Here is a 12,587-nt window from a genome sequence, read left to right as displayed (position 1 = left end):
CCCGCTCGCGGGACGGGGAGTCCGACCGGGTGGGGCGGGGAAGCGTTGTCTCGCCCCCTCCGCCCCTGCCCGTCCCTTCCTCGGGGCTCCGCCCCGGACCCCGCTCCTCAAACGCCGGAGGGGCTGGAGGTTCACGCCGGAGAGGTGGCGTCCGCCTGGACGACCGGTTCCCTGGTGAAGAGGGCGCCCAGCGCCGGAGCGTTGACGCGGCGGTCCGTCAGGCGCAGGGCCTCCCAGACGGTGACCTGGCCGGCGGTGAGGACCGGTTTGGCCAGGTCCTTCTCCAGGTCCGTGAGGTGGGCGGCGGTGTGCAGGGCCGTGTCGGGCAGGAGGACGGCGTCGGCGTCCGGGTGGTCCGCCGCGCGGGCCAGTGCGAGGACGCCGTCGTAGTCCCAGCCGGCCTCCTCGGCGGCGGTGGCGGCCGTGGAGTGCACCGCGACCACCTCGGTGCCGGTCTCCTTCAGGAACTCCGCGAAGAGCGCCGCCACGTCGTCGGGGTAGGCGGCCCCGATCGCGACCCTCCTCGCGCCGATCTCCCGGGCCGCGTGCGCGAAGGCGAAGGACGTCGAGGAGGCGGGCAGGCCCGCCGCCACGGCGAGGGCGCGCACCTGGTCGTGCGCACCCCGCGCTCCGTGCACGAAGCTGCCGCCCGCGGACGCCCAGAGCACGGCCTCCGCCCCGGACAGGCGCAGCTCCTCGACGCCCGTGGCGAGCCGGGGTGCCGAGCCCACGTCGAGGAGCGCGTCCACGCGGTGGGCGTCCTCCGCCGTGTCCGTGTGGACGACGGTGAGGCGGACGTCGCTGCCGAGGAGCTGCTCGATGCGCGGGTAGTCGTCCTCGGCCGCGTGGCCTGGGTAGAGGATTCCGAGTGCGGTCATGCCCAACCTTCCATAGCTTCGAGAAGTACGGGTCCCCTGTGGGCGGCCGGATCAATCAGCCGCATCCGCGGGCCCACGGCCCGGGTACCCGGTCGGCGCAGTGCCTCCCCTCTCGTCACCCGGCCGGCCGGGATCACCGGTGTCCGCGCCTGCGCCCCGGCCGCGGGCCGGGCGTCCCCGGCGGCCCGGCGGGGGAAACCGGCGGGCAACGGACCGTATGCGAGCCCGTGTTGACGACGGTAGGTTCGGGTGCGAGCGTGGCCGGTCCGCGCGTCCCGGACGCGTCGGCCCGCCCCCGGCCCTCGCTTCGGCCCCCTGCGTCCCGGTCGGCTCGCCCCAGGATCCTCAGAGAAGCGGACTCGCATGGCGAAGCGGTTTCCCCGATGAGCACCCGTACGGCCCCCGGAGCGTCCCGTCCGCCGTCCCCTGCCACCCTGCTCGTCCTCGACGCGGACCCGCTCCCCCGGCTGGGCCGGCTCACCGGCCGGGTGCGGATCGAGCACGCCGACGAGTCCACGCTCGCGGACCGGCTGCCGCACGCCGACGTGCTGCTCGTGTGGGACTTCGCCTCGCGGGCCGTACGCCGTGCGTGGCCGGGCGAGGGGCCGCGGCCGGGCTGGGTGCACGCGGCGAGCGCGGGCGTGGACCATCTGATGTGCCCGGAGCTCGTGGCCTCGGACACGGTGGTGACCAACGCGCGGGGGATCTTCGACCGGCCGATCGCCGAGTACGTGGCCGCCCTGGTCCTCGCCATGGCGAAGGACCTGCCGCGGACCTGGGACCTCCAGCGGCAGCGCGAATGGCGGCACCGGGAGTCGCAGCGGGTGGCGGGGACCCGGGCGTGCGTGGTGGGCTCGGGGCCGATCGGGCGGGCGATCGTGCGCACGCTCAAGGCCCTGGACGTCACCACGGCGCTGGTGGGACGCCTCCCGCGCACCGGCATCCACGGTCCGGGCGAGCTGGACCGGCTGATGGCGCGCGCCGACTGGGTGGTGTCCGCGGCTCCGCTCACCGCGGAGACCCGCGGCATGTTCGACGCCCGGCGCTTCGGGATCATGCAGCCCTCGGCCCGCTTCATCAACGTCGGACGCGGGGAGCTGGTCGTCGAGGAGGCGCTCGCCGAGGCGCTGTCGAAGCGGTGGATCGCGGGCGCGGCCCTCGACGTCTTCCGGGACGAACCGCTCGGCCGTGACAGCCCGCTGTGGGACGTCCCGGGGCTGATCGTGTCACCGCACATGAGCGGGGACACGGTCGGCTGGCGGGACGAACTGGGCGCGCAGTTCGTGGAGTTGTACGAGCGCTGGGCCGCGGGCAGACCCCTGGTGAACGTGGTCGACAAGAAACGCGGGTACGTGCCCGGGCACTGAACCGCCCGCCCCGTGCGGCCCTCCGCGGCCGGAACCGGTCCGCATACATCGCATGGTCCCGGGTAGCCGCGCGGCCATGGCTCCACCACTTGCGAACACCCATGCGAACACCGGGAGAAACGCCAGACGTCCGGCCGGGACGACCCGCCGGTCGCTGCTCGCGGGGGTCGCGGCGCTCGGCGCGCTCGGCGCCTCCGGTTGCAGTCGCGTCGCCACGGCGTCCTCGACGGACGGCGGCGATCTCCTCGACCGGCTGAGGGCACAGGGCGTCGTCCGCCTCGGCATCGCGGGCGAGATCCCCTTCGGCTACATCGACACGGACGGCAGGCTGACCGGAGAGGCGCCGGAACTCGCCAAGGCCGTGTTCGAACGGCTCGGCGTGGGGCGCGTCCAGCCGGTGCCGACCGAGTTCGGCTCGCTCATACCCGGGCTCGACTCCCAGCAGTTCGACGTCGTCTCCGCCGGGATGTACATCAACGCCGACCGCTGCGAGCAGGTCATCTTCGCCGATCCCGACTATCAGATGCTCGACGCGTTCATCGTGCGCAAGGGAAACCCGAAGGGGCTGCACGACTACAAATCCGTCGTCGCGAAGAAGGCCAGGATCGCGACCGGCACCGGCTACGCGGAGATCCAGTACGCGGTCGAGGCCGGCTGCAAGGAGAGCGAGATCCTGATCGTGCCCGACCAGGTGGCCGGCCTGAACGCCGTCGAGGCGGGCCGTGCCGATGTCTTCGCCGGAACCGCGCTGACCGTCCGCGAGGTGGTGAAGAAGTCCGCCAAGGCCGAGAGCACCAGGCCTTTCGCGCCGCTGGTGAAGGGCAGGCCCCATGTCGACGGCGGCGGCTTCGCGTTCCGTTCGCCGGAGACACGGCTGCGGGACGCCTTCAACGTCGAACTGCGGAAGATGAAGGAGAGCGGTGAACTCTTCCGCATCCTACGGCCGTTCGGCTTCACCAAGGCCGAGATGACCGACATGACCGCGAAGGAGCTGTGCCGCGGATGACATCGGGACTCTGGAAACTCGTTCTCGAAGGGATCTGGGTCACCGTCCAACTGCTGTTCCTCAGCGCACTGTTGGCCGGAGCCATGTCCTTCGTCGCAGGAATCGCGCGGACGTCGCGGCTGTGGGCCGTCCGCTTCCTCGCGGGCCTGTACACCGAGGTGTTCCGCGGCACCTCCGCACTGATCATGATCTTCTGGGTGTACTTCGTGCTGCCGCTCGCCTTCGGCTGGCAGCTCGTCCCGCTCTGGGCGGGCACGCTGGCCCTGGGCCTGACGTACGGGGCGTACGGCTCGGAGATCGTGCGCGGCGCGCTGAACGCGGTCGACCCGGCGCAGCGCGAGGGCGGTGTCGCGCTCAGCTTCACGCCCTGGCAGCGGATGCGGCTGATCCTGCTGCCGCAGGCGGTGCCGGAGATGATCCCGCCCTTCTCCAACCTGCTCGTCGAACTGCTCAAGGGCACGGCGCTCGTGTCCGTGATGGGCATGGGCGACCTGGCGTTCAGCGCCAACCTGGTGCGGCTCGCCCTCCAGCAGAGCGCGGAGGTCTACACGTACGTCCTGCTCATCTACTTCGCCATCGCCTTCCTGCTCACCCGGCTCATGCGCGGTCTGGAGAAACGGCTCAAGGCCGGGGTCGGCGGGGCGACGGCCGGGGGTGCCTCATGACCTGGGACCAAGGCGCCGTCGGCGCGTTCATGCCGCACTTCTGGGACGGCCTGCTGGTCACGCTCCAGGCGCTGGCCCTCGGCTCGGTGATCTCCTTCGCCCTCGGACTGGTGTGGGCGCTGCTGATGCGGGCGCCGACCCGCTGGGTGCGCTGGCCGGTCGGCGCGGCCACCGAGTTCGTACGCGACACCCCGCTGCTGGTGCAGCTGTTCTTCCTCTTCTACGTGCTGCCCGAATGGAACGTCACGCTGTCCGCGCTGGCCACCGGTGTGATCGCGATCGGGCTGCACTACTCGACGTACACGATGCAGGTCTACCGGGCCGGCATCGAGGGCGTGCCCGCCGGCCAGTGGGAGGCCGCGACGGCGCTGGGTCTGCCCCCGCGCCGCACCTGGACGGCGGTGATCCTGCCGCAGGCGGTCCGCCGCGTGGTGCCGGCGCTCGGCAACTACGTCATCGCGATGCTCAAGGACACCCCGCTGCTGATGACCGTCACCGTGCTGGAGATGCTCGGCGAGGCGCGGCTGTACTCGCAGCAGCACTTCCGGTTCACGGAGCCGCTCACGGTCATCGGTGTGGCCTTCATCCTCATTTCCTACCCGGCTTCCCTGCTGCTGCGAGCCCTGGAGCGACGTCTTGTCCGCTGACACGAACACCCTCGACAACCCCCCGGTGGACGGCAGCGAGCTGATCCGCTTCGACCGGGTCACCAAGCGGTTCGGGGACAACACCGTCCTCGACGGGCTCGACTTCCGCGTCGACTCGGGAAAGCACGTCACGCTGATCGGCCCGTCCGGGTCCGGCAAGACGACGATCCTGCGGCTGCTGATGACCCTGACCCGTCCGGACGAGGGCACGATCACGGTCGCCGGGGAGCGGCTGTTCCCGGCGCCGGGCAAACAGGTCCGCGAGGTCCGCAAGAAGATCGGGATGGTCTTCCAGCAGTTCAACCTGTTCCCGAACATGAGCGTGCTGCGCAACGTCACCGAGGCGCCCGTGACCGTCCTCGGCCTGTCCGCGGACGAGGCCGAGGAGCGGGCCCGCGGGCTGCTGGACCTGGTCGGCCTCGCGGACAAGTGCGACCAGCGGCCGGGGCGGCTGTCCGGGGGCCAGCAGCAGCGGGTGGCGATCGCCCGCGCGCTGGCGATGCGGCCGCAGATCCTGCTGCTGGACGAGGTGACGTCCGCGCTCGACCCCGAACTGGTGGCCGGGGTACTGGACGTGCTGCGTGACATCGCTCACACCACGGACATCACCATGCTCTGTGTGACCCACGAGATGAATTTCGCCAGGGACATCTCGGACCAGGTGCTCATGTTCGATTCCGGCCATGTCATCGAGTCCGGCCCGCCGGCGCAGATCTTCGGCGACCCGGAGCACGAGCGGACCAGGGAATTCCTCGGCGCCGTCCTCTGAAGCCCGGGAGCGGGCGAGGGGGGTGAGGGTGCGTTTCCCGGAAGGCGCGAGGTCCGGCCGCCGGGGCATGCCCGGGGTTCCATGCCTTTGGCATATGCCAGGGTGGTGCGCTCCTGCTGAGAGGCGTGGAGCGCACCACGAATCTCGTCAACGGACCGCCACGGACGGCGTCTTGGCCGTTATCGTGTAGGGAGCCCAGCCGTCCGGGCCGACGTCATTTTTGAGCCGGGCCATGAAGCGCAGGGGGAAACCGTGGCGCTGATGAACGAGCCGACCGCGCCGTACCACTCGGCCCAGGACGCGCTGCGCGTCCTGGAGACGGTGTCGCAGCAGACCACCGGCGTCACCACGGCCGAACTCGCCCGCAGGGCGGGCCTCGGCGCCGACCGGCTGACCGGACTGCTGCGCATGCTGCGCCGGGAGGGCTACGTCGAGCAGGTCACGGACGGCGCGTACGTGACCGGCGCCGCCCTCGGCCGGCTCGGTTCCGCCCACGGCCGCGAGCAGGCGCTGCGCGACAAGCTCCAGCAGACGATCGACCGGCTCCGCGACTCGGTCGGCGCCGCGATCTACATCAGCCGGTACATCGACGGCGAGGTGCACGTCACCCAGTACGCGGAGAGCCCGGCCACCCCCGCGGTCAACGAATGGGTCGACTTCCGTTCCTCCGCGCACGCCAGCGCGGTCGGCAAGAGCCTTCTCGGCCAGCTCGACCACAACGGCCGCCGCGACCACCTCGCCCGGCACAAGATGGCCCGGCTCACCTCGCGGACCATCACCAGCGAGCGGCTCCTGCTCTCGCGCCTCGACTCCCAGCCGGCCACCGTGCCCGTGCTCGACCTCCAGGAGTACGCGATCGGCACGGTCTGCGCGGCCGTCCCGATCACCGCGGGCTCCTCCGTCGGCTGCCTCGCCCTGTCCCTCCCGGTCGAGCACGCCCACCGGCTCCGCCACGCCGCCGACACGCTGAACCGCGAGGCGACTCCGGTCCTGCTCTCCCTGGCGATCTGACAGCCGGCGCACAGAAGTGTCCCGCGGCCGGTCGGAAGCACCCCCACGGACCAGGTAGTATTTCTTTTGTCGCCGCCCGCGGAAGCGGGAGGCGAGAGTCATGCGCCGCTAGCTCAGTTGGTTAGAGCAGCTGACTCTTAATCAGCGGGTCCGGGGTTCGAGTCCCTGGCGGCGCACCTTGGTGAAGGCCCCCCACTCCGTGGGGGGCCTTCACGCGTATCAGGTCATCCGGCCCGCCCGGCCGTGACGAACTCGGTCAGCACCCGCGCCAGCAGCTCCGGATCCCGGGCTCCACACAGTTCACGCGCCGAGTGCATCGACAGCCCCGCCACCCCCACGTCGACCGTCGTCACACCGAGCCGGGCCGCGGTGACCGGCCCGATCGACGTCCCGCACGGCATCGCGTTGTGCGAGACGAACGGCTGCCACGGCACCCCGGCCCGTTCGCACGCGGCGGCGAAGGCGGCGACCCCGACGCCGTCGCTGGCGTACCGCTGGTTGACGTTCACCTTGATCACTGGACCGGCGTTGGGCAGCGGCCGGTGGTCCGGGTCGTGGCGTTCGGCGTAGTTGGGATGGACCGCGTGGGTCATGTCGGAGGAGACGCACAGGGTGCCGGCGACGGCACGGTCGAAGTCCTCGCGGCCACCGCCCCTCGCGGTCACCGAACGGGCCAGCACCCGCTCCAGGAAGGGGCCCTGGGCGCCGGTCTCCGATCCGCTGCCGACCTCCTCGTGGTCGAACGCGGCGAGCACCGGTACGGACGCGGGCGGGCGCCGCGAGCCCGCCGCGGCGACCAGGGCGGTGACCGCCGCGTGCACCGAGATCTGGTTGTCGAGACGCGGCGCGACGATGAACTCCTCGTCGGCGCCCAGATATCCGGGCGGCTGGATGTCGTGCAGCATGAGGTCCCAGCCGAGGACCTCCGCCGCCTCGGCGCCCGCCTCGTCCGCGAGCCGGCCGAGCAGCGCCCCGGGCTCACGGCCGCCGAGCCCCCACAGCGGGGTCATGTGCCGCTGCCGGTCCAGGGCGAGCCCCTCGTTGACGGCCCGGTCGAGATGGATGGCGAGCTGTGGCACCCGCAGCAGCGGCTTGTCGACGCGGACCAGCCGGGTCGAACCGTCCCGCAGGGCCAGCCGCCCCGAGACACCGAGGTCCCGGTCGAGCCAGGTGTTGAGCGGCACCCCTCCGTAGATCTCCACGCCTATCTGCCGCCATCCCGCCGAACCGGTGTCCGGCGCGGGCTTGACCCGCAGGTTCGGCGAGTCGGTGTGGGTGCCGACGATCCGGAACGGGGTGGCGGCCGGGGCGCCCGGCGGGACGTACCAGGCGAGCAGCGCTCCCCCGCGGACGACATAGCGGCCGCCCTCGGCTCCGGCCGTCCAGTCGTCCCGCTCCCGCAGCTCCGCGAAGCCGGCCTTCTCCAGGCGCTGCGCCGCGCTCGCCACCACGTGGTACGGCGAGGGACTGGCCCTGACGAAACCGAGCAGGTCGTCGTTGTGCGCACGGTCGAGCGTGTCATGTGTGGGGGACATGAGGGCCTTTCGGATGCGGTCGAGGGCGGTGGGGGGAGGGGGGAGGGTCGGCGTCGCGACGCTTCTCCTCGCTCGGCCCGGGGCCTCCGGCGCGGGGGCCCCTCGGCGCACGTGCCCGGACATCCTCCCCGCGGAAGGCGGCCGGGATGCCTCCCGCCGCCACCGGACCGTCGCGGCCGGCGTCACCGGGTCAGCAGTTCCTCCCGGCCCTGCGCGCGGTACCTGGCCATCAGGGCGTCCACGTCCGCCGCCGTCAGCCTCCGGTACGCCGGCTCGCCCGGGGGCCGCCACCACACGGGGTCGGCGCAGCGGAAGCCCTCGCGCCGCAGGGCCACCCGGTGGATCTTGTTGGTGGCGGTGACGGGCATCCGGTCCACGATCCGCAGGAACCGGGGGGCCATCTTCGTGCCGAGGTCCGCCTGCGCGAGCAGGAACCCGGCGAAGGACGAGGGCGTGAAGCGGGCGCCCTCCTTCAGGGCGAGCGCCGCCATCACCTGGTCGCCCGCCACCGGATCCGGCACGGCGTACACCGCGACGGCGGCGGCGTCCCCGTACCGGGCGAGGATGTTCTCGATCATCGCGGCCGCGAGGTTCTCGCTGTCGACGCGCAGCCGGTCGTCGCCGCGTCCGGCGAAGTAGAGGAAGCCGTCGGTGTCGCGGTAGAAGAGGTCACCGGTCCAGTACCAGCCCTCCCCCGGGCCGGGCTCCCCCGGCGGAGTCCCCCGCCGCCGGGCCTCCTCCGCCTCGGGATTGCGCCAGTAGCCCTCGAAGAGACTGGTGCCGCGGTTCACCAACTCCCCTATCGCCCGGTCCCCGTTGAGCAGACGCCCGGTGCCGTCGAACGCGGCGGGAGGGCATTCGCGCCCGGTGTCCGGGTCGATCACCGCGAGGTCGTCCCCGGGAGCCGCGCGGCCGATCGCCCCGGCCGGGGTGCCGGGGGTGCGCTGGACGGCCGCGCCGCCCTCCGAGGAGCCGTACCCCTCGACCAGCCGCGCCCCGAAGCGCTTCTCGAAGGCGGCCGCGTCGACCGCGCCGGCCTCCGTGCCGAACCCCATGCGCAGGGGGTTGTCCTGGTCGTCCGGACGCGCGGGCGTGGCCAGCAGGTACTGCACGGCCCGGCCGACGTAGGTGAAGTACGTGGCTCCGCAGGCCCGTACGTCGGGCAGGAACCCGGAGGCCGAGAAGCGGCGCCGCAACGCGATGCCCGCCCCGGCGGCCAGCGCGGGCGCCCAGTCCGCGATCACCGCGTTGCCGTGGAACATCGGCATGCAGATGTAGTGGGTGTCGTCCGCGCGCACCCCGAAGTGGTCCACGAGCGAGCGCCCGGCCGCGGCGATCCGGCCCTGGGTGCAGATCGCCGCCTTGGGCGCGCCCGTCGAACCGGAGGTGAACAGCAGCAGGAACCGGCTGTCCGGACTCGCCCCGGAGTCGTCCGGTTTCGCGCCCTCGTAGGTCCTCAGCAGCTCGGCGTAGGCGTCGGTGTCGGTCAGCAGGACGCGTACGCCGGGGAGTTCGAGTCCGTCGAGGAGCGGCAGCCGGGCCCGCTCGGTGACCAGGATCCGGCAGTCGGTGTGGACGATGTCGCGGGCCAGTTCGGGGCCGCGCCGGGTCGGGTTGATCCCCGCGACGGCCGCACCGGCGAGGGCGGCCGCGCTCAACCACAGGGGATATTCGGGGGTGTTGTCGAGCAGCACCCCCACGTGCGGCTCCGCGCCCGGCGGCAGCAGGTCGGCGAGCAGCGCCGCACGTGCCGCCGCGCCCGCCGCCATCCGGTGATGGCTGACCACCCGGCCCTCGAACCACAGTCCCGGCCGGTGGTCGCCCCACCGCTCCCGCACGAGCTCCCCGACGGTACGCCTCCTGGAGTCCATGGCGACGTAAGATAATTGACGGTTCGTCAGATGGGGAGCCTCGTGCGTCAACCCCCGAGGAACCCGTCGACGCCGGAGGACATCTCGTGGAAGGTGATCATGAAGCCGACGCAGAAGCTGACGATCACGCCGCAGAACACCAGCATGCCGAGGGTGCCCGCGACCGCCTTCCCCGGGCTCGGCGGCAGCGCCGTGGCCTTCTCGGGGCGCCGGGCAGTGTAGTACGCGGGGACGATGTCCCCCTCGACCACGGTCGCGGGGCCGTTGCGCTCCTCGAAGCGGATCGCGCGGCCGTCGCGGGTGGTGAACTCGTAGACGTGGTGCAGGGTCGTGGTGACGGCGGTGTCGTTGCCGCCCCCGCCGACCGTCGTGTACGACCGCAGACAGCGCGCCTCGGCGGTCAGTCCGCTGCTCCAGGCGTTGCGCAGCTCCAGCCCGCGGCGCACCGTGGCGGCCGCCATCAGGAGCACCCCGACGATGATCAGGCTGGGTATGGCATAGAAGAACACACTCATGACGATCCCCCGGTGGTCCGGCACTGTTCCCCGCACGTCGGCATGGTCATGCCGACGTGCGGGGAACATACCCACCCCGGGGCCACCGGCGCCTCAAGGAAGGCTCAGAACTCGGGCCTCGGAGGTGGGGGCTCCCAGGCCCGAGCTCGGTTCAGGAGGCCGGGCCTCAGAACGTGACGTCCGCGCAGGAGTAGAACGCGTTCGTCGTGTCCGCGACCGTCCACACCCCGAGGATCACGTGGTGCCCGGTCCTGCCGCCGGGCAGCGTGCCGGTGTGCGTGAGCGTGGCCGGGGGGCGCTGTCCGTTGTAGGGGACCGTCAGGAACGGGGTGGTCTCCAGATCCGCGCGGGTCAGGGCGTGGTTCTGGTTCCAGCCGGTCTTGGTGATGAAGTACTCGAAGTCGGTCGTCGCGTGCATCGCGGTGAACTGCCAGCGGAACGTGTAGGTCTGCCCCGCGGTGACCTTCGTCGTCGGCCAGGCCGTGCCCGCCGGAGTCTTCGGCTGGTCGAGCTGGCTGAAGTTGGCGTGCCCGGCGGAGCAGATGCTGCCGTCGGCCGGGCCCGCCGCCGGGAAGCCCTTGAGCCCCTCGACGCTCTGCGGTTCCCACTGGATGTCACCGCAGTTGGCCACGATGCCGCCGCTGGCGGCACACATCTTCTGCCGGCTGAGGGGCTGGTCGGTGTAGCCGTGGGCGCTGGCTCCGCCGGTGGAGAGCACGAAGGTGCCCGCCGTCGCGAGGCCGAGCGCCGCCGCGTACACCTTCGCTTTCCGGCCGGTGCGGGACCGGCCGGCGGGGTGATGGTTCGTCCGTGTGCGCATGCTGCCGCTCCTGGAGGACGTGGGGGATGTTCCCGTGAGGCGCCCGCGCGAGTTCAGGTCTAGACCAAGTGCCAGATTATTGCGGGTAGTTGAACATGTCCATACCAATGCTCGACCCGGCCGGGAGGCGCCGCCCCGCCCGGGGCGTACCGGCCTATGACGACATCTCCCCGCGCCCCGTGCAGAACGCCACCGTCAGGTCCTTCACCAGCGCCTTGCGTTCGTAGTCGTCGAGTTCGACCAGACCGCGCAGGGTCAGCCGGGTCACCGTGTCCTCGACCGAGTCGACGACCGAGCCGAGGACGCTGTCGCGGTGCTGGGCGTCGAGGGCCGCGATCCGGCGGCGCTGCATCACGGCCGCGATCTCCGGCGCGTACTCGATCCGGGTCGGCTGCGCGGAGAAGACCTCCAGACCGACCGGGGCCGTGTCCGCGGCCACCATCCGGGTCAGGGCCTCGCCGACCGCGTCCGTGTTCCGCAGGGTCAGGTCCCTGACCACGGCGGGCGGCAGCTCGGCCGGGAGCTGGGAGAGCACCCGGGAGAGGGCCGCCTCCACGCACTCACGCAGGTACGTCCGGTGGTCGTCGACCGCGAGGGTGGCCCGCGCGGTGTCCTTGACGCGCCACACGACGAGCACGACCACCCGCAGTTCGACCCCGTTGGCGTCGACGACGGACATCGGCTCGCTGCGCCAGTGCCGCAGCCGCACGTCGACCCGGCGGCGCAGCACCAGCGGGTTGACCCACATCAGGCCCGTGCGCCGGACCGTGCCGCGGTAGCGCCCGAACAGACCGAGCACCCAGGCCCGACCGGTCCGGCCGCGGGCGAGCCCGCCGAAGCCGAACAGACCGAGGGCACCTGCCGCCGCGTACGCCGCCCACTGCGCGGGCCCGAGACCCACGCCCGCGCGCCCGTGCAGCTCCAGCGCCGCCAGCACGGAGGGCGGCAACAGCCCCGACCACCAGGTGGTGAGGGCACATCCGGCCACACCACAGGCCCCGGCCAGCACTCCCGCGGCACCGGACAGCACCCGCGCGGGCCGTTCGACCAGCTCCGGATCGGCCTCCGGCACCGGGCGCGGAGGCCTGCCGGGCGCGGGCCGCCACACTCTCGGCTGCTCCCCGGTGCCGCGCCGGCGGCCCACGACGGCGGGCGCAAGCGGCACGGACACCGGATCGGGGTCGTCGCGGAAGAGCAGATGGACCGGGATCTCGGTGGTGGCCTCGTTGTGGATGAGCCGGGTGGACCGGTGACCGCCCCCGCACTCGGCCGCCGGGTCGGGCCGGGGGTCCGCCGGAGGCTCTCCCTCGGACTCCGGGGTGTCTGACGTCGTCGTACTCATAGCTGCCTCCATGCCTCCGCGCCTGGAAGTGTGTTCAAGTGCCGTGGGGAACCCGGCCGCTCCGCCCGGGAGGGGCCGTACGGATCCGGCCGCTCCGACCGGAGAGGCCGTACGGAATCCGGCCGCTCGGATCGGGAGGGGCCGCGGGGAACCCGGCCGCC

General features: G+C 72.4%; 12 protein-coding genes and 1 tRNA gene. 7 read left to right on the top strand and 6 right to left on the bottom strand.

From position 1 onward, the window contains the following. Nucleotides 1-131 precede the first annotated feature (131 nt). Nucleotides 132-878: a decarboxylase gene (locus ACFWI4_RS10065; protein WP_387193101.1), complete on the bottom strand. Its 747-nt coding sequence runs from the start codon at nucleotides 876-878 to the stop codon at nucleotides 132-134. Between the two features lie 383 nt (nucleotides 879-1,261). Between ACFWI4_RS10065 and ACFWI4_RS10060 the strand changes: the two genes are divergently transcribed. The 7 genes from ACFWI4_RS10060 (at nucleotide 1,262) to ACFWI4_RS10030 (ending at nucleotide 6,519) form a co-directional block, all read left to right on the top strand. Further along, entirely contained in the window at nucleotides 1,262-2,245 is a 984-nt protein-coding gene (locus ACFWI4_RS10060; RefSeq protein ID WP_387193098.1) for a D-2-hydroxyacid dehydrogenase, read from the top strand. A 76-nt stretch (nucleotides 2,246-2,321) separates the two neighbouring features. Continuing rightward, on the top strand, nucleotides 2,322-3,251 hold the full coding sequence (gene ehuB / locus ACFWI4_RS10055; protein ID WP_387193095.1) for an ectoine/hydroxyectoine ABC transporter substrate-binding protein EhuB: 930 nt from the start codon (nucleotides 2,322-2,324) through the stop codon (nucleotides 3,249-3,251). Continuing rightward, complete coding sequence (gene ehuC, locus ACFWI4_RS10050) at nucleotides 3,248-3,916, top strand: ectoine/hydroxyectoine ABC transporter permease subunit EhuC (RefSeq protein ID WP_387193092.1); 669 nt, start codon at nucleotides 3,248-3,250, stop codon at nucleotides 3,914-3,916. The genes ehuB and ehuC overlap by 4 nt, the downstream gene beginning before the upstream one ends. Next, nucleotides 3,913-4,563, top strand: coding sequence for an ectoine/hydroxyectoine ABC transporter permease subunit EhuD (ehuD, locus tag ACFWI4_RS10045; RefSeq protein WP_385408338.1), 651 nt, complete (start codon nucleotides 3,913-3,915; stop codon nucleotides 4,561-4,563). The genes ehuC and ehuD overlap by 4 nt, the downstream gene beginning before the upstream one ends. Continuing rightward, on the top strand, nucleotides 4,553-5,332 hold the full coding sequence (locus ACFWI4_RS10040) for an amino acid ABC transporter ATP-binding protein (protein WP_387193088.1): 780 nt from the start codon (nucleotides 4,553-4,555) through the stop codon (nucleotides 5,330-5,332). The genes ehuD and ACFWI4_RS10040 overlap by 11 nt, the downstream gene beginning before the upstream one ends. Before the next feature lie 252 nt (nucleotides 5,333-5,584). Next, entirely contained in the window at nucleotides 5,585-6,343 is a 759-nt protein-coding gene (locus tag ACFWI4_RS10035) for an IclR family transcriptional regulator (protein ID WP_387193085.1), read from the top strand. A gap of 102 nt (nucleotides 6,344-6,445) precedes the next feature. Beyond that, nucleotides 6,446-6,519 (top strand) — tRNA-Lys (locus ACFWI4_RS10030). Between the two features lie 48 nt (nucleotides 6,520-6,567). Here ACFWI4_RS10030 and ACFWI4_RS10025 read toward each other — a convergent pair. The 5 genes from ACFWI4_RS10025 to ACFWI4_RS10005 all read right to left on the bottom strand — a co-directional run bounded on the left by ACFWI4_RS10025 (nucleotide 6,568) and on the right by ACFWI4_RS10005 (nucleotide 12,426). After that, nucleotides 6,568-7,878, bottom strand: coding sequence for a M18 family aminopeptidase (locus tag ACFWI4_RS10025; RefSeq protein WP_387193082.1), 1,311 nt, complete (start codon nucleotides 7,876-7,878; stop codon nucleotides 6,568-6,570). A 182-nt stretch (nucleotides 7,879-8,060) separates the two neighbouring features. Continuing rightward, nucleotides 8,061-9,749, bottom strand: coding sequence for an AMP-binding protein (locus tag ACFWI4_RS10020; RefSeq protein WP_387193168.1), 1,689 nt, complete (start codon nucleotides 9,747-9,749; stop codon nucleotides 8,061-8,063). A 47-nt stretch (nucleotides 9,750-9,796) separates the two neighbouring features. Beyond that, nucleotides 9,797-10,264 (bottom strand): DUF3592 domain-containing protein, encoded by a 468-nt coding sequence (locus tag ACFWI4_RS10015; protein ID WP_385408348.1) that lies wholly within the window; start codon nucleotides 10,262-10,264, stop codon nucleotides 9,797-9,799. 166 nt (nucleotides 10,265-10,430) lie between these two features. Further along, the gene (locus ACFWI4_RS10010) at nucleotides 10,431-11,084 is read right to left on the bottom strand and encodes a lytic polysaccharide monooxygenase (RefSeq protein WP_387193079.1); all 654 of its coding nucleotides are present in this window, start codon (nucleotides 11,082-11,084) and stop codon (nucleotides 10,431-10,433) included. Nucleotides 11,085-11,238: 154 nt separating this feature from the next. Then, nucleotides 11,239-12,426 (bottom strand): SPFH domain-containing protein, encoded by a 1,188-nt coding sequence (locus ACFWI4_RS10005; protein WP_387193076.1) that lies wholly within the window; start codon nucleotides 12,424-12,426, stop codon nucleotides 11,239-11,241. Nucleotides 12,427-12,587 lie beyond the last annotated feature (161 nt).

The sequence above is a fragment of the Streptomyces sp. NPDC127038 genome (assembly GCF_042725875.1).
GTDB lineage: Bacteria > Actinomycetota > Actinomycetes > Streptomycetales > Streptomycetaceae > Streptomyces.
The sequence above is the reverse complement of the archived record's forward strand: the minus strand, read 5'-3'. Positions and strand labels throughout refer to the sequence as shown.

Bases quoted from the DNA above. Each gene is read 5' to 3' on its own strand.
- ACFWI4_RS10015 (WP_385408348.1), bottom strand. From the start codon at position 10,264: ATGAGTGTGTTCTTCTATGCCATACCCAGCCTGATCATCGTCGGGGTG.
- ACFWI4_RS10005 (WP_387193076.1), bottom strand. From the start codon at position 12,426: ATGAGTACGACGACGTCAGACACCCCGGAGTCCGAGGGAGAGCCTCCG.
- ehuC (WP_387193092.1), top strand. From the start codon at position 3,248: ATGACATCGGGACTCTGGAAACTCGTTCTCGAAGGGATCTGGGTCACC.
- ACFWI4_RS10020 (WP_387193168.1), bottom strand. From the start codon at position 9,749: ATGGACTCCAGGAGGCGTACCGTCGGGGAGCTCGTGCGGGAGCGGTGG.
- ACFWI4_RS10025 (WP_387193082.1), bottom strand. From the start codon at position 7,878: ATGTCCCCCACACATGACACGCTCGACCGTGCGCACAACGACGACCTG.
- ehuB (WP_387193095.1), top strand. From the start codon at position 2,322: ATGGCTCCACCACTTGCGAACACCCATGCGAACACCGGGAGAAACGCC.
- ACFWI4_RS10060 (WP_387193098.1), top strand. From the start codon at position 1,262: ATGAGCACCCGTACGGCCCCCGGAGCGTCCCGTCCGCCGTCCCCTGCC.
- ACFWI4_RS10010 (WP_387193079.1), bottom strand. From the start codon at position 11,084: ATGCGCACACGGACGAACCATCACCCCGCCGGCCGGTCCCGCACCGGC.
- ACFWI4_RS10065 (WP_387193101.1), bottom strand. From the start codon at position 878: ATGACCGCACTCGGAATCCTCTACCCAGGCCACGCGGCCGAGGACGAC.
- ehuD (WP_385408338.1), top strand. From the start codon at position 3,913: ATGACCTGGGACCAAGGCGCCGTCGGCGCGTTCATGCCGCACTTCTGG.